The sequence below is a fragment of the Burkholderia sp. BCC1644 genome (assembly GCF_902833225.1).
Lineage (GTDB): Bacteria > Pseudomonadota > Gammaproteobacteria > Burkholderiales > Burkholderiaceae > Burkholderia.
Window position 1 is genome coordinate 110,471 of the sequence record NZ_CADFEI010000007.1, and the last position, 18,523, is coordinate 128,993.

The following is an 18,523-nucleotide window of genomic DNA, read 5'->3' on the forward strand; positions in this document are numbered from 1 at the left end:
CCTTACGACTTCGCTGCCGGCGTGCCGGACGCCGGTGCGGCGCTCGTCGCGCCGGACGCATCGGCTACCACGCGCACCGCCGTGCCGGCCTGCACCTTCTGCAGTCCGTCGACGATCACGCGATCGCCGGCCTTCAGTCCGCTCGAAACGATCCATCGGTCGCGGTACGCGTTGTCGGCACGAACGGCCGCCTGCCTGGCGTGGCCGGTCGCGTCGACGATCCAGACGCTCGCGCTGCCGTCCGCCGTGCGCGTGACGGCAAGCTGCGGCACCAGCAGCGCATTCGCGTCGACGCCCTCGTCGAGTTGCGCGCGCACGAACATCCCCGGCAGCAACTCGCCGTCGGGGTTCGGGAAAATGATCCGCAGCGTGACGGAGCCGGTCGTCTGATCGACGGTGATGCCGGAGAATTGCAGTACGCCGTCGTGCGGATACGGCGTGCCGTCTTCCATCGTGAGCCGGACGAGCGCGCCGTCGCCGGCATGCTGCAGCCGGCCCGATGCGTAGGCCTTGCGCAGCCGCAGCCATTCGGCACTCGAGCGCGTCACGTCGAGATACATCCGGTCGTACCCGTGAATGGTCGCGAGCGCGGTGGTCTGGTCGGCCGTCACCAGCGCGCCCTCGGTCACCGACGATGCGCCGATTCGCCCTGAAATCGGCGCGGTGATCCGCGTGTAGCCGAGATTGACGCGCGCCGATTCCAGCGATGCGCGATCGGCGAGCACGTCGGCCTCGTCCTCGCGCACGGCGGCGATGGCGTCGTCGTTGTCCTGCGCGCTGATCGCATTGATCCTGACGAGTTGCGCATACCGTGCGGCCTTCGTCCGCGCCGACGCGAGCGTCGCTTCCGCCTTGGCGAGCGTGCCGCGTGCCTGGTCGTAGGCCGCCTGGTAGCTGGCCGGATCGATCTGGTACAGCACCTGGCCGGCCTTCACGTCCGCCCCTTCGGTGAACAGCCGCTTGCGGACGATCCCGCCGATCTGCGGACGCACGTCGGATACCAGCAGGGCCGACAGCCGCCCCGACAGTTCGGTCTGCTCGACGATCCGCTGCGGTGCGACCGTCAAGACGGCGACTTCGAGAGCGGCGGCACCCATGCCGTCCGGCGCGGCCGCGCCGTCGCGCTTGCCGCAACCGGCGATGCCGAGCGATGCGCATACGACCAGTGCGGTGGACCAACCCGCGATCCGCCGGTGCCATCCCGGCTCGCGCAGCGGAGCCGGTGAAGACGACCGCGCACTGCAAGACGCTGACTGCTTGTTCATGTGTACGACCAAACCATTCGTTCGAATGTCGTGCACGATAAGTCAATCTACGGCTAAGTTGTTGATTCGTATGTGGATTCACATATTGTGTCCGGATTGACACAGACCAATTCGCCGCGCCGGAGTACATTTGTCGGTACCGGCGCGTGGCCCTCTGCGGGCCGGTGCGCCCGATATGCGTCCGTCTCCTCGCGCGTGACGCAAAACAAGATTGCACCAACGGTGACCCGAATTGACCGGTATTCCCATCCTGATCGTCGAGGACGACCCTGACATCCGCGCGCCGCTCGCCGCCTTCCTGTCCGGCAAGGGCTACGTCACGCACGTAGCCGACAGCGTCGAAGCCGCGGACGCACTCCTCGCGACGGTCGACGTCGATCTGGTGCTGCTCGACGTGATGCTGCCGGGCAAGGACGGGCTCGACCTGTGCCGCCGCCTGCATGCCGACAAAGGCGGCCCGCGCATCATCATGCTCACCGCGCTCGACGATCCGACCGACAAGGTCGTCGGCCTCGAGCTGGGCGCCGACGACTACGTGCCTAAACCGTTCGATCCGCGCGAGCTGCTCGCACGCATCCGCGCGGTGCTGCGACGCCCGGGCGCGCCCGACGGCGACGAACGCCGGCCTGCCGCCGAACTGGTCATGCAGTTCTCGGGGTTCACGTTCTATCCGTATCGGCGTTTCGTGCGCTCGCCGGCAGGCCTGCGCATCCCGCTCACCGGCGCGGAAACGGATCTCCTGCTCGTGCTTTGCCAGCATGTGCGCAAGGTGCTCTCGCGCGAGGAACTGATCGGCCTGACGCGCGGCACGAACTTCCCGATCTCGGAACGCTCGGTCGACCTGCTCGTGAGCCGGCTGCGCCGCAAGCTCGCCGGCGACGATCCGCTGGACGAAACGATCCGGACCGTCCGCGCGGACGGTTACGTGTTTCAGCCCGACGTGACGGTCGTCTGATGCGCCGCATTCTTTCCACCACGCTCGGGCAGATCCTGATCATCCTGACGTGCTCGTCGATCGCCACGGCGCTGCTGTTCATCGCGCTGCTGTCGCACCACTCGCCGCCGCCGCCATGGCCGTGGCAAAGCGCCTATCGGATCGCGAGCCTCGTCGAGAGCCTCGAGGCCGCGCCGGAAAGCACGCGCGACGCGATCGTCGCCGCCGTGCGGCAACCGGCGCTCACGTTCCGGCTCACGCCGGCACCGTCCGCCTGCACCGGCGTGACGCCGGACTCCCGGAGCCTCGAAGCGATACTCAACGCCGAATTGAGCGCCGTCGCCGACGTCACCGTGCGCGCGTGCGCCGGCGGTCAGCCCGGTGCGTCGATCCTGGTGCGCGTGCCGCTCGGCAACCGGACGCTCGAGGTTTTCACCGACCGGAACAAGGCCGATCCGCCCCGGTATTCGTTTCCCTTTTACGCCGCGCTGATCTTTCTCTGCATGGGTGTCGCGGCGTTGTCCACGTGGGCCATTTCGCGCGTGATCCGGCCGCTGCGGCGACTGTCCGAGCAGGCCGATGCATTCGGCCGCGCGATGTCGGTCACGCCGATCGCAGAGGAAGGCCCGCTCGAGATCCGTCGCGCAGCGCATGCGTTCAACCAGATGCAGGAGCGCATCACCGCGTCGATCCAGAGTCGCACGCGCATGCTGGCCGCGATCAGTCACGACCTGCGCACGCCGCTGACCCGCATGCGGCTGCAGCTCGAAATGGAGCATACGGACAGCGTGCGCGAGAAGCTGATCCGGAACATCGATCTGATGCAGACGATGGTGGCGTCCGCGCTCGCGTTTCTCGGCAGCGGCGCCGATCGCGAACAGACGGAATGGCTCGATCTCGGCGCCCTGATCGCGACGCTGTGCGACGAATACGAGGAAGGCGGCACGAACATCCGCTACCACGGCCCCGAACAGATCCGCTTCTTCTGCCGGCCGGACGCGATACATCGCATGCTGACGAACCTGATCGACAACGCGATCCACTTCGGCAGCCACGTCGCGGTGACTGCCACGGTCGACGGTTCGAACGTGCGGATCGACGTCGTCGACGACGGCCCCGGCATTCCCGAAAGCCGGCTGCAGGACGTGATCGAGCCGTTCGTGCGGCTCGACCAGACACGCAACGAGCGGCCCGGCAGCGTCGGGCTCGGGCTGTCGATCGTGCGGGAAATCGTGCAGATGCACGGCGGCACGTTCGTACTCGTCAACCGGAAACCGACCGGGCTGATCGCACGCGTCGAACTTCCGGGCGGTTGATCGATACAGGGGGCGGCGCTGCCCGGCCTGTCAGGCGAAACAGCGACGGGATGCCGTCGCATCGGGCTTGCGCTGCCATGCCGCTGCCAAACCCGTCGACCGACGACGGCCTGTGGAAACTGCCGCGCCGGCCCCCGCCCCGCCCCGCTCAGATCGCCACTTCCGGCGGCGCCTGCCGAAACAGCCGCGTAATCCAGCACAGATACACGAGCCCGAGCGCGAACCACACGACGCCGAGCACGAGCGCCGTCTTCTCGAGGCTGACGAGCAGCCAGATATCGGCCACCGCGCCGATCGCCGGAAAGACGATGCCGCCGAACACGCCGATCCTGCGTTCGCCGTGATTGCCCGACAGGTACAGGCGAATCACGCACAGATTGACGGCCGTAAAGGCAAGGAACGCACCGAAGTTGATGAACGACGTCGACGTAGCGACATCCAGCTTCAACGCGATCAATCCGACGATGCCGGCCAGTGCGATGTTGATCGCGGGCGTCTTGAAGCGCGGGTGAATGAAGCCGAAGATGCGCTTCGGCAGGATTTCATCGCGGCCCATCGCATACAGCAGCCGGCCGACGCTTGCCTGCGCGGAGATGCCCGACGCGAACTGCGCAAGGATCAGGCCAGCCAGGAACACCGTCACGAACAGGTCGCCGCCGATCATCTTCGCGACTTCGAATGCAGCCGAATCCGTGTCCTTGAACTCGACGCCCGGGTGCGCGAGCTGCATCGTGTACGCGGCGATCACGAAGATCGCGCCACCGATCAGCGCAATCAGCAGGATCGCGCGCGGCATGTTCTTTTTCGGATCGATCGTTTCCTCGGTCAGCGTCGATACCGCGTCGAAGCCGAGGTAAGAGTACGCGGCGATCGCGGCGCCGGCCATCGTCGCGCCGAACGGCACGTGCGGCTTGAAGAACGGCTCCGCCATCGCGATACCGCCCGCGCCCGCCGCCGCCGATGCGTAGTGCCAGCACAGCACGACGAACATCGCGACGATCGCCAGTTGCACGATCATCAGCACGATGTTGAAGCGCGCGGCCAGTTCGATGCCGAAGATGTTCAGGCCGCTCGTCAGCACGATGAACGCGACGATCCAGATCCACGTCGGCACATGCGGAAATGCCGCGTTCAGATAGGCCGCGCCGATCAGCCAGATCACCATCGGCAGGAAAAAATAGTCGAGCAGCGTCGCCCAGCCGATCATGAAACCCAGGTGCGGGTTGAACGTCTTGCGCGTGTACGTGTAAGCAGAACCTGCGGCGGGATAGAGCCGCGCGAGCTTGCCGTAGCTGAGCGCGGTGAACGCGATGGCCACCAGCGCGAGCAGGTACGCGAGCGCGGCCGTGTCGTCGCTGGCCTTGGCGAGCACGCCGTAGGTACCGTAGACGATCAGCGGCGCCATATAGGCGAGGCCGAACAGCAGCACGGACGGCAGGCCGAGCGTGCGCTTCAGGCGCGCGGGTTCGTGGGATGACGACGCTTGCATGTTATCTCCTGGGCCTTCGGGGCCGATACGAATGCCTGTAACCGGCATTTCAATGGAATGGGCAAGCACGCGCCGGGCGTGACGCCCGCGCGATGCCGCAGAGGGACAAGCGGGTGAAGCCGGATTACCCGGCGCGGTGACGTCGCGCGTCGATCATCAGCGCGCGATGTCCGTTCGGCTGTTCGACGGGCGCGAGACCGAGCATCACGCGTGCGTCGTGCAGATAGCTGTAGTGTTCGCGGCTCGCTTCGAGACGCGTCAGGTCGAGGCTCGCCTGCACGACTGCCTCGTCCCGGCCGAGTTCGAGCGTGCTCTCGCCGAACGGATCGACCAGCGCGGACTGGCCGGCGAACGTCAGGTCGTCGTCGCCGGAGCCGCAGCGGTTCACCATCAGCGCGAACATCTGGTTCTCCATCGCACGCGCCGCGATCGCGCGGCGATGCACGGGGCCGAACGGGTCCATGTTGCCGTTGGTGACGATCAGCAGATCGGCGTCGAGCGCACCGACCGCGCGCGCCGTCTCGGGGAATTCGATGTCGTAGCAGATCAGCAGGCCCACCGTCAGGCCATTCCACGTGCAGGTCGCGAAACGGTCGCCCGGCGTGAATACGCCGACATCCGACGCCCACAGATGGGTCTTGCGATAGCGCAGCACGATGTCGCCCTGCTCGTCGACGAGCACCGTGGTGTTGTAGAACTGTCCGCCGTCGCGTTCCGCGAGGCCGACCGCGACGGCGACGCCTTTTTTGCGTGCCGCATCGCGGACCGCGGACAACGCGGGACCGTCGAGCGTCTGCGCGAGATCGGCGACGTTGTCCCGCGTCGGGAAGCCCGACAGCGTCGTTTCGGGAAACACGACCAGCTTCGTGCCGCCTGCCACGTCGACGCGCCCGATCGTGTCGATCACCTTGCGCGTGTTGTGTGCGACATCGCCGTCGACCAGCGCGAGTTGCGCGAGTTCTACCTGCATGAAACCCACTCCTTCCAATAGCCTTTCATCTGCGTGTCGTATCCATTGCAGCGCGCATACGACGCTTCGTCGAGCGAAACAGCAGCCTCGGCCACTGCCTTTCGAAGTGAGGCCGATTATCGGGTTATTATTTTTGACCTGAAATTCCCCGCCAGGGTTACCCTCACCGGAGGACACGATGGACCTCGAATGGCGAGATCTCGCTTTTCATCGGGAGATCGGTTCGGCCATCGATGCCCTCGATGGCCCGCATTTCTGGGCGCGCCTCACGCGCGTGCTCGAACGGCACCTCGATTTCGACAACTGGGTCGCGCTGCGTTTCGCACGCGATGCCGCGCCGCTCGTGCTCGCCGAACAGGCGATGCCGGATGGCAAGATCGACCTGATGTTCCAGGACTATCTGGCCGCGCTCTACCAGCTCGATCCGTTCTATCTCGCTGCGTTCGAAACACAGGCGTCGGGCTTCTACACGCTCGCCGACGTCGCGCCGGACAACTTCCGGATGACCGAGTACTACCAGCGCTACTTCAAGAAGAACATCGTCGGCGACGAAGTGCATTTCAACGTCGTGATCGATCGCGATCACACGCTGGGTTTTTCGCTCGGCAAGACGAGCAAGTACGACGATCGCGAGATGGCGTTGCTCACGCTGTACACGCCGTGGGTGCTGTCGTTGATGCAGCAGCGCCTGCGCTTCGAGACGTTCGCCGTGAAGGAGGCGCCGCGCGCAACGGAGAGCGAGGCCCCCGATCCGCACGCGCGCTTCGGCATGCTGACCGGCAAGAACGGACGCGGCGCGTTGACGACGCGCGAAATCGAAGTGGCGATGCTGTCGTTGAGCGGGTTCTCGACGCGCGCGATCGGCGAGAAGCTCTCGATCTCGTTCGAGACCGTGCGTGCGCATAAAAAGCATATCTACGCAAAGCTCGGTGTCGGGTCGCAGTCCGAACTCTTCGCGTTGTTCTACGATCCGGCGAGAGCCGGGGAATCCGCGTAATTCGCCGCGTGTGGCGGCGGCCGGATGCCTGCAAGCGCCCGCCTTCACGCGCCCCGACGGGTATCCAGGTCGAGCCGCAGATCCGTCACGAATGCGCTCCCCGGCTGGTGGGACAGCGTGAATCCGATCGAGCGCGCGAGGCCCTTCATCGCATCGTTCTCGGTCAACATCGTGCCGACCATCTGCCGCATGCCCGAGCGTCGCGCCAGTTCGATCAGGCTCGACAGCAGCACACGGCCGAGCCCTTGCTGCTGCCACACGTCGTCGATCACGATCGCGCATTCGACGACATCGGTTTCTCCTTCGTCCATCGCATAGCGCGCAACGCCGATCAGCCGCTCGCGGCCGCCGGTCCAGATCGTCGCGATCACCGCGCCTTCCCGCCGGCGGTCGATGCGGGTCCATCGGATCATCTCGTCTTCGGTCGGCTTGCGTGCCGACATCAACCGCATGTAGCGGCTGTGGCTCGACAGCCGCTCGACCAGTTCGCGTTCGATGTCGAGATCGCCGTGCTCGATCGCACGCAGGAGGATCGGCGTGCCGTCCTTCGCGTCCCAGATGCGCCGGATGCCGAGCGCCGGCGCGTCCGGTTCGGGGTTGCCGCGCCCGGCCTGTTCGAGCGTCATCGTATCCATCATTGCCTCCGCCTGTTCCCGCGGGTCCGGCATGTCGCGACCGGATCGCCGCGTGCCCTGCCCTGACCTGACCGTATGGCTTCGATTATCGGAACGGTCGCCTGCCCGATAAAGGCATGGCGGACGACTTCACAGTTGGCCGCGCGGAAACAATGGCGCGGCAACGCGAACGCGGCCGCTATGCCCCGCTGTTCGCACCGGACAACCCCGAGGCCTGCAGATCGCCGAGGTCGGGCACCGTCGAGGCAAACGCCGCCAACTGCATCGCATGCTGCGCGACGCGCGCCAGTTGCGGGAATGCGTCGTCGTTGACCGCCTGCGGCACGACCGCCGCGGCACTCTGAAACGCAATGACGGACATGACGTCGGCTTGAGAAATGCGTTCCCCGAGCAACCACGGTTCGCCGCAAGCCTCGTTCAGCATGCCGAATCCGGCCTGCATCTGCGCCACATAACCGGCCTGCAGATGCGGCAGTCGATGGGACTCGGGGCGCAGCATCAGTTCGTCGCAATAGCGTGCCAGCTTGTCGTAGCACGCCGTGGCATAGCTCGTGAGCTGCATCGCGCGCACGCGCTCGGGGCCGCCGGCAGGCATCAGGCGCCGCTCGGCCGGGACGAGGCTGTCGAGATAGTCGACGATCGCGCCGCTGTCGATCAGGACCTGCCCGTCGTCCAGTTGCAGCGCCGGCACCCGCTTCATCGGGCTGAACGCCGCGACGCGCTCCGGCTCGCGGTAGGCGTGAAAAGGCAGATGCTCGAACGGAATGTTCAGGAGATTCAACGTCACGCCGACGCGGCGCGTGTACCCCGACAACCACGGGCCCACCAGTTTCATCGGAACGCTCCCCGGACAGTGGTTCAACGGCACGAGCAGCCAGTTTAAGACATTCGTTCGCGCTCGACCGGGCCCGCGCGCGTCGACTGCGGAGTCGGGCCAGCCGCGAAGCGGCCACCGCGTGTGGCGGCCTGCCGCGTCGCGGTTTAGACTGCGCGCTGGGCTTGAGGGCCGGGGTGCGGCCGCCTGCGGGTGTCGGGCGCTTCCGGGTTTCAAGCGGTTCAACGCGTCGTTCTGAAAGGTCCGGACAATGGATATCGTGCTGGCCATGCGCGTGTTCGCGCGCGTCGTGGAAACGAAAAGCTTTACGCGTGCAGCCGATACGATGGACCTGACGCGCGGGCGCGTGACCGTGATCGTCCAGGGCCTCGAAGCCCACCTGAAAGCGCGGCTGCTGCAGCGCACCACGCGCAGCCTGAACCTGACCGCGGACGGCGCCGCCTATTACGAGCGATGCGTGCGCGTGCTCGCGGATCTCGACGACATCGAAAACTCGTTCCTCGGCAAGGAGCGAGCGCCGCGCGGCCGGTTGCGCGTGGACATGCCCGGCGCGCTCGGGCGCGTGATCGTGATGCCCGCGCTGAACGACTTTCATGCACGCTACCCGGACATCGACCTGATGCTCGGCCTCGGGGACAAGCCGCTCGACCTCGTGCAGGAAGGTATCGACTGCGTGGTACGCATCGGCACGCTGCAGGATTCGTCGCTCGTGGCGAGACGCGTCGGCATCTACCAGGGCGTGACGGTCGCGAGCCGCGGTTATCTCGAGCAGTTCGGCACACCGCGCACGCTCGAGGAACTCGCCGATCACCGGACCGTGAATTACTACTGGGGGCGCACGGGGCGGATCATGCCGCTCACGTTCGACGTCGACGGCCGCGCGGTCGAAGTGAAGATGCGCGGCTCGATCGCCGTGAACGATGCGGAGGCGTATCTGAGCGGCGCGCTGAAGGGCCTCGGCATCGTCCAGGGCGCTCGCTTCCTCGCGCTGCCGCACCTCGAAACGGGGGCGCTGGTCGAGATCCTGTCGCAATGGAAGCCGCTGCCGCTGCCCATCTCGGCGGTCTATCCGCACAATCGCCACCTGTCCGCCACCGTGCGCGCATTCGTCGACTGGATCGCCGAGCTGTTCCGCAACGATCCGCGGCTGTCCAGCACGCCGGAAACGGATGCCCGCTGCGGCCCGGCCAGCATCGATGCGCCGGACGGCGACGCGATCGACCCGGACGGCGACGAGGACGTGCCGCTAGCGTAGGCCGGCCCCGCCGGCAACGGCCGCCGCATTGTTCTCAGGAAGAGAACACTGTTGCGGCAAGCGCGAGATTTATCGGCTCCGCGGTAACAACCAGAATGCGTTCATTGTTCAAGCAAACGAGAACGCAGCCGCGTTGACTGGTATGTCTACCGTTTCCCTTTCCGGTTTGCAGGTCGAAGACGCCCGTATCGACGGCCATCGCCAGCCGATCGACGTGCGCAGTTTCCGGCCGCCGGCGCAGAAACACCCGCTGTCGATCGTCCTCTATTTCCATGGCGGCCTGTTCACCGGCGGCTCGCTCGACGACACCGATGCCGTCTGCGAAGCGCTCGCGTTGCAGGTGCGCGCATGGGTGCTGTCGGTCGGCTACTCGCTCGCGCCGGCCTTTCCCTTCCCGAACGCGGTCGAAGACGCGCACCGGGCACTGCGGTGGGTGCAAGCGGAAGCCCGTGCGATGCGTGCGGACAAGCGGCAAATGGCCGTGGCCGGCCACGACGCCGGCGGGAATATCGCCGCGGGCGTTGCCGCGATTGCGCGCGACCGCGGCGACACCGGCATCCGTGCGCAGGTGCTGATCGCGCCGCTGCTCGACCCGAGCATGACGCGCGTCGGCCGGTACACGACTGACGCGGCGCCGGCCATCGACACGCTGGCGGCCAGCTATCGCGCGTATCTGCCGTTGCTGTCGCAGCGCGTGCATCCGTATGCCGCGCCGCTCGAATCGTGCCGCCTCGCCCGTCTGCCGGCCACGTTCATCGCCACGGTCGAGCACGACCCGCTGCATCTCGAAGCCGAACATTACGCCGCGTCGCTGATTGCCGCGGGCGTCCCGACCGAATGTGCGCGTTACGCCGGCACGACGCGCGCCGGCATCGCGACGCATGCGCCGACGCTGCGCGCGGTCGGCGGCTTTCTCCAGCGCCACCTCGCGGGCAGTTGACGGCCGCGAATGTCTTGTCGACACATTTCACCCACCCAGGAGCACGCATCATGAAACTCAGCGGAAACACCATCTTCATCACCGGCGGCACATCGGGTATCGGCCGTACGCTGGCGGAAGCCTTGCATCGGCGCGGCAACCAGGTGATCGTCGCCGGCCGCCGCAAGGCCCTGCTCGATGAAGTCGCGAAGCAGAACCCCGGCATCGACACCGTCGAGCTCGATATCGGCGACGCCGCGCAGATCCGCACGGTTGCCGCGCAGCTGATCGAACGCTATCCGGCGCTGAACGTCGTGATCAACAACGCGGGCATCATGCCGTTCGACGACGCGGCCGGACCGCTCGACGACGAGCAGGCCGTCCAGCTCGTCACCACGAACCTGCTTGGCCCGGTGCGCGTGAGCGCGGCGTTCGTCGAGCACCTGAAGCGGCAGCCCGACGCGACGATCATCAACAACAGCTCGGTGCTCGCGTACGTGCCGCTCGCCGCGACGGCGCTCTACTCGGCGACGAAGGCCGCGATCCACTCGTACACGCTGTCGCAGCGTTTTGCGCTGCGCCACACCAGCGTGCGCGTGCTAGAGATCGCGCCGCCGTGGGTCGACACCGATCTCGTGCACAAGAGCGGCGACCCGCGCGCGATGCCGGTCGACGCGTTCATCGCGGAGACGCTGACACTGCTCGAAACCGCGACGACCGAAGTGGTGGTCGAGGCCGGCAAGCCGTTGCGCGACAACGCGGGCCCGAACGAGCACGCGTTCGTCGAGCAGTTCAACCAGTTCATTGCCGATAACCCGATTCCCGTCGCATGACGGCAGACCGCGCCACGCAGTCGCGGCGCAAGCGGATGCACTGAAGACGATTGTCCATTCACCCTGTGGTGTCGTGCCGGATCAGACGCAACGACACCTTAACTCATCGGAGTCCGAATCATGTCGAAGGAACTTGAGGAAAAGAACATCGCGCTCGTGCTCGACGCGCTCGACACGTTGTTCAACCGGAAGGATTACGAGAAGGCCGCGAAGTTCTGGTCCGATGCGTATATCCAGCACAGCCAGCACGTGCCGGCCGGCCGCGACGGCCTGTTCGGCCTCGTCGATTCGATGCCCGACCTGCGTTTCGAGTACGACATGGTCGCGGCCAACGGCGACTTCGTCTGGATCCACAGCCGCTACAGCCATTCGGCGTCGCCGGTCGCGCTGATCGCGCTGGATATCCTGCGCATCGAGAACGGGAAGCTGGTCGAACACTGGGACGTGCTGCAGAACGAGGCGGCGCGCAGCGAATCCGCCGGCGGCCATCCGATGTTCGGCGACCGCTTCGGCGACGAGCGCTGATTCGCGCGCGTCAGTCCGACCGACACACGGAGGATGCAATGAGTACGTTGCTCGAACAGGCGATCGACGCCCACGGCGGGATCGACAACTGGAACAGGTTCCGCACGGTGACGGCGGCGCTCGATATCGGTGGCGCCGTCTGGCACCTGAAGGACCAGCCGGGACTGTTCCACGGGATCGAACTGGCCGCCGACCTGCGGCGCCAACGGGTCGAGATCGCGTCGCGGGCTGGCGGCTGGCGAGGCACGTTCGAGCCGGACGTCGTCGCGATCGATGCCGCGAACGGCGCGGCGCCCGAAGAAAGGCGCACGCCGCGCAGCGCCTATCAAGGCCATACGCAGCAGACGCGCTGGGATCGCCTGCATGCGCTGTACTTCACCGGTTACGCGCTCTGGACCTATCTGGCCATTCCGTTTCTCTACGCGCGTCCGGGTTTCCGCACGGAAGAACTGCCCGACTGGCACGAGAACGGCGAAACCTGGCGGCGCCTGAAAGTCACGTTCCCGGACACGATAACCAGCCACAGTCGCGAGCAGGTGTCCTATTTCGGCGAAGACGGGCTGCTGCGCCGCCACGATTACACGGTCGACGTGATGGGCGGCGCACGCGGCGCGAACTATGCATCGGACTACCGCAACGTGCATGGCGTGATGGTGCCGATGTCGCGCCGCGTCTTTGCGTACGACGATGCGACGCAGAAGATCGACGAGCCGCTCCTGGTGTCCATCGACATCCGCAGCATCGATTTCCACACCGAACCTGCGCCGGGCGATCGCCCTGCTCTTCCCTGACGTTCCACGTGCCCGACGCGACGGCATGATCGCGCGTCGGGCACGTCGCGATGCCGTCCCCTAATCCTGCGCCGACGTGAGCATGCTGTTGCCGTTCGCGCTTTGCGCCGCGGGCACCTCCTGCTGCATGACGTCCCAGTGTTCGGCGACCTTGCCGTTTTCCACGCGAAAGATGTCGACAGCGACCATCGGTTCCGGGCCCCAGCCGAAGTAGCGGCCGTGGATGCTGACATAGTCGCCCTCCGCCACGACGAGCCCCGGCTCGTACCTGAAATCGGCCGGCAGATTGCCCAGCAGCGCCTTGATTGCCGCCGTCCCGTTCGGAATCTGCGGGTTGTGCTGCCGGTAATCGTCGCTGAACAGCCGATCCAGCACCGCGGGATCGCGGTGCATGAAAACGCCCGTGATCGCTTCGAGAACCAGCGCCTTGTTTGCTGCCGTTTTCCCTGATGTCGTCATTGCGCTGCTCCGGTGAGTGATGGCCGAGGTCATGCATGCGGCACGCATCGATCTGTAAAGGAACCGATCTGTACCTTTACGAAGAATGGGCGCTTGGTGTACTTTTGTCAATCACGATTGCGCGGAGGCGCCGGTGAGCAAGACGACAACGACCACGACCACCAAACGGGGCGCGCCGAGGCGCGGCGAACCTTCTGCGCGCGAGCGACTGGTCGAGACCGCGATCGAGCTGTTCTATCAACACGGCATCCGCGCGATCGGCATCGATGCCGTGCTCGAACGCTCGGGGGTATCGAAGTCGTCGCTCTACCGGACGTTCGCGTCGAAGGACGAACTGATCGCGGCCTTTGCGGACGAGCAGAACCGCCGTTTCTGGGCGTGGTGGGACGCGATCGTTGCCGCGCACGCCGGTGCGCCGCGCAGGCAGCTCGACGCATTGTTCGACGGCATCGCGGACCTGCTCTCGACGCCCCGGTTCCGCGGCTGTCCGTTCGTCAATCTCGCGACGGAGTTCCCCGATCGCGACCATCCCGGCACGGTCATCGCATGCGCCAACAAGGCGGAAGTCCGCGCGCGCCTGCATGCCCTGTGCCGCGCGCTGGCGGTCGACGACCCGGTTCGGCTGGGCAACCAGCTGTCGCTGCTGATGGAGGGGGCGTACGCGTCGGCGCTGACCTTCGGCGCCGCCGGCCTGAAGGCCGAACTGGTCGATGCGGCACGACGATTGATCGACAGCGAGATCGAGCCGCCGCCCGTCATCCGCTGAACCGGCGCGGCATGCGATACCGCGTCCGATACCGGCTCCGATGAGGCCGGATGCAAAAAGGCCGCGCTCCGATACGGGCGCGGCCTTCCCTGCGTTCCGGTGTGCGATCAATGCGCGGCGGCTGCCGCGTCGCTCGCGCCCCCTGCCTTGCCCGGCTTGGTGATCCAGATGAGCGGGATGATGATGATCATCACGATCGCCGCGCCGTAGAACACGTCGTTCAGCCCGAGCATCGCCGATTGCGACTGCACGACGCGATCGAACAACGCATACGACGAGCCCTGGCCGAGGCCGAGCAGCGAATGGTAGCGGTCCATCTGCGCATTGAAGAGCGGGTTGGTCGGGCTCGCCTGCTGCGTCAGGATCTCGTGGTGCATGATCGTCCGGTTGTTCCACACGACGCCCGCGAGCGACGTGCCGATGCCGCCGAAGAACATCCGTGCGAAGGTCGACAGGCCTGCCGCGGCCGGCACTTTCTCGGGCGGCTGGCCCGACAGGATGATCACGGTCAGCGGCGCGAAGAACAGTGCCATCGGGATGCCCTGCAGCAGCGTCGGCAGGATGATGTAGCCCTCGCTGATGTCCGTGAAGAAGAACGTGCGCATGTAGTAGACGAGCGCGAAGCCGACGAACGCGAGCGTGCCGATGATGCGTGCATCCGAGCGCGGCAGGATCTTGCCCATGATCGGCGCGCCGATCACCGCGAAGATGCCGAGCGGCGCCGTCGCGAGCCCCGAGTCGACGGCACGGTAGCCGAGATATTCCTGCATCCATTGCGGCAGCAGCACGAGCGTCCCGAAGAAGATCCCGTACGCAATCGCGATCGAGATCGTGCCGCCGAGGAAGTTGCGCTGCTTGAACAGCGTCAGGTCGACCACCGGATTCTTGTCGGTCAGCTCCCAGATGACGAACAGCACGAGGCCCACGACCGCGACGATGGTCAGGATGACGATCGTGTTCGACGAGAACCAGTCGAGATCCTTGCCCTTGTCGAGCATGATCTGGAGCGACGCGACCCAGACGATCAGCAAGGTCAGTCCGACGAAATCGATCGGCAGCTTCCGGGTGGGCGTATCGCGTTTGCGGTACAGGAACCAGACCATCGTGGCCGCGAACAGTCCGACCGGGATGTTGATGTAGAAGATCCACGACCACGCGTAGCTGTCGGTGACCCAGCCGCCGAGCGACGGCCCGACGATCGGCCCCGTCACGACGATCATCGAGAACAACGACAGCGCGAGCGACGATTTCGCCTTCGGCCACGAACTGAGCAGCAGCGCCTGCGACATCGGGATCAGCGGCCCGGCCACGAGGCCCTGCAGCACGCGCGCGCCCAGCAGGAACGGCAGCGACGGCGCGATGCCGCACAGCCACGACGCGAGCACGAACAGCAGGATCGAGCCGACGAACAGCCGGACCTGCCCGAGCCGCTGCGTCAGCCAGCCGGTCAGTGGGATCGCGACGGAATTCGCCGCGGCAAACACGGTGATGACCCAGGTGCCCTCGTCGACCGATACGCCGAGGTTGCCCGAGATGGTGGGGATCGCGACGTTCGCGATCGAGGAATCGAGGACGGTCATGAAACCCGCGAGGCCCACGCTCAGCGAGCCCAGTGCGAGTGTCAGCCCCGTCAGCGGGGGAGGATTCGATTGGTTGGCGGTCATGTTGATCATCCGGTTAGGCGCGGCCCGGCGACGTGTGCGCCGGGTGACGGGACATCACTTGTTGGCGGCGATGATGTCGGCGATCGCGGCATCGGCCTTGTCGCCGTATTTCGCGAACACGTCGGTCTTGTAGGTCGACGGCGGATCGGCTTCCGGGCTGGCGCTGCCGTGATCCTTCACGTTCACGTCGACCGTCATCGACAGCCCCACGCGCAACGGATGCTTTTCCAGTTCCTCGGGCGGAATCTCGATCCGCACCGGCAGCCGCTGCACGACCTTGATCCAGTTGCCCGTCGCGTTTTGCGCCGGCAGCAGCGAGAGCGCCGATCCGGTACCCGGCGTGAAGCCGGCCACCTTGCCGTGGTAGACGGCCGCCGACCCGTAGACGTCGGCCGTCAGCTCGACCGGCTGGCCGATGCGGATGTGACGCAGCTGCCATTCCTTGAAGTTCGCATCGACCCACACCTGGTTCAGCGGCACGACCGACATCAGTGCGGCCCCCGGCGACACGCGCTGGCCGACCTGCACCGAGCGCTGCGCGATGTAGCCGGTCACGGGCGCCGGCAGCGTCGTTCGCGAATACGCCAGATACGCGTCGCGCACGTGCGCGGCGCTCGCCATCACGTCCGGGTGCTGGTCGACGGTCGTGTTCGCCGTCAATGCGCGATTCGAGCCGAGCTGCTGCTTCGCGGCATCGAGCGTCGCCTGCGCCGACCGGACCGCGTCCTTCGCATGCGAGATGTCCTCTTCCGACACGGCGCCCGTCATGCCGGTCGACTGGCGGCGCCGCAGGTCGTCCTGCGCCTTCGCGAGATCGGACTGCCGCTCCGCGATGGTCGCGCGGTACTTGTCGTCGTCGACGTAGAGCCCATGTACCCTGCGCACGGTCTGGCCGAGATCGGCTTCGGCCTGCTGCAGCGCGATCTTCGCGTCCGCAGGGTCGATCTGCACGAGCGGCTCGCCGGCCTTCACGACCTGCGTGTTGTCCGCGTTCACCGCGATGACCGTGCCCGACACCTGCGGCGTGATCTGCACGACGTTGCCGTTGACGTACGCGTCGTCGGTTTCGACGTGATAGCGCGCTTCGAGGAAGTAGTACGCACCGTACGCGGCGCCGGCAATGCCGAGGGACGCGGCGACCAGCGCGAGCAGCGCCTTGCGCTTGCCCGGGGTCTTCGGTGCTTCATCGGTCGGCTGCGAATCGGGGGTGTTCATGAGTGGCTCCAGTCAGAGGTGAAATCAGGGGGTATTCGTTCGGTACGCGGTACCTGCGCGCGGGCAATCGGTCAGTTCGTCGCGGCGGGCCGGGACGGCGCGGGAATCGGCGTGTCGGCGGTCGCGGCGAGGCCGGCCTGCGACGCGTCGAAACCGCCGCCGAGCGCCTTGATCAGCGCGATCTGCTGGCCGCGGCGGCCCATCTCGAGATTGACGACGGCCGTCTCGGCCGCCAGCCGGTTGTCATCCGCGTTGAGCACCTGCAGCTGCGGGTTGAGCCCCGAGCGGTAGCGGACGACGGCCAGCTGATAGGCGGTGGTTTGCGCCTCCAGCGCCTTGCGCGCATCGACCAGTTGAAGATCGGTCGAGCGGATCTGCGTGACTTGCGTGGCGACGTCGGACAGCGCGCCGATCAGCGTCTGGTTGTAGGTCGCGACGTCGTAGTCGAAGTCCGCATAGCGGTCCTTCAGTTGCGAACGCAGCGCACCGGCGTCGAAGATCGGCAGGTGAATCGCCGGCGCGGCCTGGAGCTGCCGGCTGCCGGCCGTCAGGAAGCGTCCCCAGCCGAACGCGTCGAGCCCGGCCGCCAGCGACAGGTTGACGTCGGGATAGAACTCGGCCTTCGCTTCCTTCACGTCGTGAACGGCCGCATCGACCTTCCAGTAGGCCGCGACGATGTCGGGCCGGCGCGACAGCAGGTCGGCCGGCAGGTTGTCGGGCAGCGCGACGACGTCGCCGCCGTGCAGCGACGGATCGGCGATCGCGAGGCCGCGATCGGGGCCTGCGCCGAGCAGCGCGCCCAGCTGGTAACGCACGGTCTTGATCTGGCCGTCGAGATCGCTCACGCTGGAGCGGCTCGTCGCGGTTTCGCCGTAGGCGGTCTGCCGCTCGACGTTGCTGTCGAGCCCGGCATTGACGCGCCCTTCCGTGAGGTGCGCGATCGTCTCGCGGTTGGCGACTTCGCGAACCTGGATGTCGCGCAGTGCATAAAGCAGCGCGAGGTGGTTGTAGGTGCTCGCGACCGACGCGGCGAGCGTGATGCGCACCTCCTCGGCTTCGGCGTCGGCCACCTTCTCCGACGAAACGGCCTGGCGCAGCCGCTCGCGGTTCTTGCCCCACAGGTCGAGATCCCACGACACGCTGGCCAGCAGGCTGTTCTCGCCCTGCCACGAGCCGCCGTACGGCGGCGGCACGATGCCGTTCGCCGTGTAGCGCTGGCGGGTCCACGTATAGCTGCCGTTGGCATTCGGATAAAGCGCGGACCTGGCCGTGCCGATGTACGCCGACGCCTTCTCGATCCGCGCGCGCGCCTGGTCGATCGTCGGGTTGCCGCGCAACGCTTCGTCGATCAGCGCCGGCAGCTGCGGATCGCCGAACTGGCCGGCCCAGCTCATCGCGGGCCACTTGCCGCCTTCGGCCGGCAGGCTCTGTTGCGATTCGAACTTCGTCGGGGCCGCCATCTGCTTGTCGCTGTGGATGCCGGCGTAGTTCACGCAGCCGGCCAGGCTGAACGCGAGCAGCGCCGCGGCGGTGATCCATCCCTTACGAATGCCCGACTGCGGCCGGGAGGGCGAGTGAGAGGTCGTCGTGTTCATTTCCATGGTTCCCTTGAGTCATCCAGTCGTCGAACGGTTAAATAGTGCATATGCACACGT

General features: G+C 66.4%; 18 protein-coding genes. 9 read left to right on the plus strand and 9 right to left on the minus strand.

The genetic code is table 11. The features are described from left to right. Positions 1–2: 2 nt before the first annotated feature. Positions 3–1,265: an efflux RND transporter periplasmic adaptor subunit gene (locus HWX87_RS15635; RefSeq protein WP_176047955.1), complete on the minus strand. Its 1,263-nt coding sequence runs from the start codon at positions 1,263–1,265 to the stop codon at positions 3–5. A gap of 232 nt (positions 1,266–1,497) precedes the next feature. Here HWX87_RS15635 and HWX87_RS15640 point away from each other — a divergent pair, with 232 nt between their 5' ends. Further along, positions 1,498–2,220 carry a response regulator transcription factor gene (locus tag HWX87_RS15640; protein WP_176047956.1) on the plus strand — a complete coding sequence of 241 codons (723 nt, stop codon included), beginning with the start codon at positions 1,498–1,500 and terminating at the stop codon, positions 2,218–2,220. Further along, the gene (locus HWX87_RS15645) at positions 2,220–3,515 is read left to right on the plus strand and encodes an ATP-binding protein (RefSeq protein WP_176047957.1); all 1,296 of its coding nucleotides are present in this window, start codon (positions 2,220–2,222) and stop codon (positions 3,513–3,515) included. Before HWX87_RS15640 ends, HWX87_RS15645 begins: the two co-directional genes overlap by 1 nt. A gap of 148 nt (positions 3,516–3,663) precedes the next feature. Here HWX87_RS15645 and HWX87_RS15650 read toward each other — a convergent pair whose 3' ends face one another. Both HWX87_RS15650 and HWX87_RS15655 read right to left on the minus strand, forming a co-directional pair. Beyond that, positions 3,664–5,004 (minus strand): APC family permease, encoded by a 1,341-nt coding sequence (locus HWX87_RS15650; RefSeq protein WP_176047958.1) that lies wholly within the window; start codon positions 5,002–5,004, stop codon positions 3,664–3,666. Positions 5,005–5,128: 124 nt separating this feature from the next. After that, positions 5,129–5,974, minus strand: coding sequence for a carbon-nitrogen hydrolase family protein (locus HWX87_RS15655; RefSeq protein ID WP_176047959.1), 846 nt, complete (start codon positions 5,972–5,974; stop codon positions 5,129–5,131). 178 nt (positions 5,975–6,152) lie between these two features. Here HWX87_RS15655 and HWX87_RS15660 point away from each other — a divergent pair, with 178 nt between their 5' ends. Further along, positions 6,153–6,971: a helix-turn-helix transcriptional regulator gene (locus HWX87_RS15660; protein WP_176047960.1), complete on the plus strand. Its 819-nt coding sequence runs from the start codon at positions 6,153–6,155 to the stop codon at positions 6,969–6,971. A gap of 44 nt (positions 6,972–7,015) precedes the next feature. Here the strand turns inward: HWX87_RS15660 and HWX87_RS15665 are convergent, their stop codons facing one another. Both HWX87_RS15665 and HWX87_RS15670 read right to left on the minus strand, forming a co-directional pair. Beyond that, complete coding sequence (locus HWX87_RS15665) at positions 7,016–7,609, minus strand: GNAT family N-acetyltransferase (protein WP_208456532.1); 594 nt, start codon at positions 7,607–7,609, stop codon at positions 7,016–7,018. A 175-nt stretch (positions 7,610–7,784) separates the two neighbouring features. After that, positions 7,785–8,711, minus strand: a complete 927-nt coding sequence (locus HWX87_RS15670; protein WP_176047962.1) for a glutathione S-transferase family protein — start codon at positions 8,709–8,711, stop codon at positions 7,785–7,787. Here HWX87_RS15670 and HWX87_RS15675 point away from each other — a divergent pair. The 5 genes from HWX87_RS15675 (at position 8,692) to HWX87_RS15695 (ending at position 12,764) form a co-directional block, all read left to right on the plus strand. After that, positions 8,692–9,696 (plus strand): LysR family transcriptional regulator, encoded by a 1,005-nt coding sequence (locus HWX87_RS15675; RefSeq protein ID WP_176047963.1) that lies wholly within the window; start codon positions 8,692–8,694, stop codon positions 9,694–9,696. The genes HWX87_RS15670 and HWX87_RS15675 overlap by 20 nt on opposite strands. 142 nt (positions 9,697–9,838) lie before the next feature. Then, positions 9,839–10,636, plus strand: coding sequence for an alpha/beta hydrolase (locus HWX87_RS15680; RefSeq protein WP_176047964.1), 798 nt, complete (start codon positions 9,839–9,841; stop codon positions 10,634–10,636). Positions 10,637–10,686: 50 nt separating this feature from the next. Continuing rightward, entirely contained in the window at positions 10,687–11,448 is a 762-nt protein-coding gene (locus tag HWX87_RS15685; protein WP_176047965.1) for an SDR family NAD(P)-dependent oxidoreductase, read from the plus strand. Positions 11,449–11,568: 120 nt separating this feature from the next. Beyond that, positions 11,569–11,973 (plus strand): ester cyclase, encoded by a 405-nt coding sequence (locus HWX87_RS15690; RefSeq protein WP_176047966.1) that lies wholly within the window; start codon positions 11,569–11,571, stop codon positions 11,971–11,973. 38 nt (positions 11,974–12,011) lie between these two features. After that, entirely contained in the window at positions 12,012–12,764 is a 753-nt protein-coding gene (locus HWX87_RS15695; protein WP_208456533.1) for a hypothetical protein, read from the plus strand. Positions 12,765–12,824: 60 nt separating this feature from the next. On the opposite strand, the gene HWX87_RS15700 is transcribed toward HWX87_RS15695, so the two are convergent. Then, positions 12,825–13,256, minus strand: coding sequence for a nuclear transport factor 2 family protein (locus HWX87_RS15700; protein ID WP_244137680.1), 432 nt, complete (start codon positions 13,254–13,256; stop codon positions 12,825–12,827). Between the two features lie 100 nt (positions 13,257–13,356). Here HWX87_RS15700 and HWX87_RS15705 point away from each other — a divergent pair, with 100 nt between their 5' ends. Then, positions 13,357–13,989 carry a TetR/AcrR family transcriptional regulator gene (locus tag HWX87_RS15705; protein ID WP_208456534.1) on the plus strand — a complete coding sequence of 211 codons (633 nt, stop codon included), beginning with the start codon at positions 13,357–13,359 and terminating at the stop codon, positions 13,987–13,989. Between the two features lie 107 nt (positions 13,990–14,096). On the opposite strand, the gene HWX87_RS15710 is transcribed toward HWX87_RS15705, so the two are convergent. The 3 genes from HWX87_RS15710 to HWX87_RS15720 all read right to left on the minus strand — a co-directional run bounded on the left by HWX87_RS15710 (position 14,097) and on the right by HWX87_RS15720 (position 18,463). Further along, positions 14,097–15,653, minus strand: coding sequence for a DHA2 family efflux MFS transporter permease subunit (locus tag HWX87_RS15710; protein WP_176047968.1), 1,557 nt, complete (start codon positions 15,651–15,653; stop codon positions 14,097–14,099). 54 nt (positions 15,654–15,707) lie between these two features. Continuing rightward, a complete protein-coding gene (locus HWX87_RS15715) occupies positions 15,708–16,868 on the minus strand; it encodes an HlyD family efflux transporter periplasmic adaptor subunit (RefSeq protein WP_176047969.1) in 1,161 nt (386 codons plus the stop codon). A gap of 71 nt (positions 16,869–16,939) precedes the next feature. Further along, the gene (locus HWX87_RS15720) at positions 16,940–18,463 is read right to left on the minus strand and encodes an efflux transporter outer membrane subunit (RefSeq protein ID WP_176047970.1); all 1,524 of its coding nucleotides are present in this window, start codon (positions 18,461–18,463) and stop codon (positions 16,940–16,942) included. Positions 18,464–18,523 lie beyond the last annotated feature (60 nt).

What these genes read in the sequence shown, in the direction of transcription:
- HWX87_RS15635 (WP_176047955.1), bottom strand. Translation starts at nt 1,265, where the DNA reads ATGAACAAGCAGTCAGCGTCTTGCAGTGCGCGGTCGTCTTCACCGGCT.
- HWX87_RS15645 (WP_176047957.1), top strand. Translation starts at nt 2,220, where the DNA reads ATGCGCCGCATTCTTTCCACCACGCTCGGGCAGATCCTGATCATCCTG.
- HWX87_RS15650 (WP_176047958.1), bottom strand. Translation starts at nt 5,004, where the DNA reads ATGCAAGCGTCGTCATCCCACGAACCCGCGCGCCTGAAGCGCACGCTC.
- HWX87_RS15655 (WP_176047959.1), bottom strand. Translation starts at nt 5,974, where the DNA reads ATGCAGGTAGAACTCGCGCAACTCGCGCTGGTCGACGGCGATGTCGCA.
- HWX87_RS15660 (WP_176047960.1), top strand. Translation starts at nt 6,153, where the DNA reads ATGGACCTCGAATGGCGAGATCTCGCTTTTCATCGGGAGATCGGTTCG.
- HWX87_RS15665 (WP_208456532.1), bottom strand. Translation starts at nt 7,609, where the DNA reads ATGATGGATACGATGACGCTCGAACAGGCCGGGCGCGGCAACCCCGAA.
- HWX87_RS15675 (WP_176047963.1), top strand. Translation starts at nt 8,692, where the DNA reads ATGGATATCGTGCTGGCCATGCGCGTGTTCGCGCGCGTCGTGGAAACG.
- HWX87_RS15670 (WP_176047962.1), bottom strand. Translation starts at nt 8,711, where the DNA reads ATGGCCAGCACGATATCCATTGTCCGGACCTTTCAGAACGACGCGTTG.
- HWX87_RS15680 (WP_176047964.1), top strand. Translation starts at nt 9,839, where the DNA reads ATGTCTACCGTTTCCCTTTCCGGTTTGCAGGTCGAAGACGCCCGTATC.
- HWX87_RS15685 (WP_176047965.1), top strand. Translation starts at nt 10,687, where the DNA reads ATGAAACTCAGCGGAAACACCATCTTCATCACCGGCGGCACATCGGGT.
- HWX87_RS15690 (WP_176047966.1), top strand. Translation starts at nt 11,569, where the DNA reads ATGTCGAAGGAACTTGAGGAAAAGAACATCGCGCTCGTGCTCGACGCG.
- HWX87_RS15695 (WP_208456533.1), top strand. Translation starts at nt 12,012, where the DNA reads ATGAGTACGTTGCTCGAACAGGCGATCGACGCCCACGGCGGGATCGAC.
- HWX87_RS15700 (WP_244137680.1), bottom strand. Translation starts at nt 13,256, where the DNA reads ATGACCTCGGCCATCACTCACCGGAGCAGCGCAATGACGACATCAGGG.
- HWX87_RS15710 (WP_176047968.1), bottom strand. Translation starts at nt 15,653, where the DNA reads ATGACCGCCAACCAATCGAATCCTCCCCCGCTGACGGGGCTGACACTC.
- HWX87_RS15715 (WP_176047969.1), bottom strand. Translation starts at nt 16,868, where the DNA reads ATGAACACCCCCGATTCGCAGCCGACCGATGAAGCACCGAAGACCCCG.
- HWX87_RS15720 (WP_176047970.1), bottom strand. Translation starts at nt 18,463, where the DNA reads ATGAACACGACGACCTCTCACTCGCCCTCCCGGCCGCAGTCGGGCATT.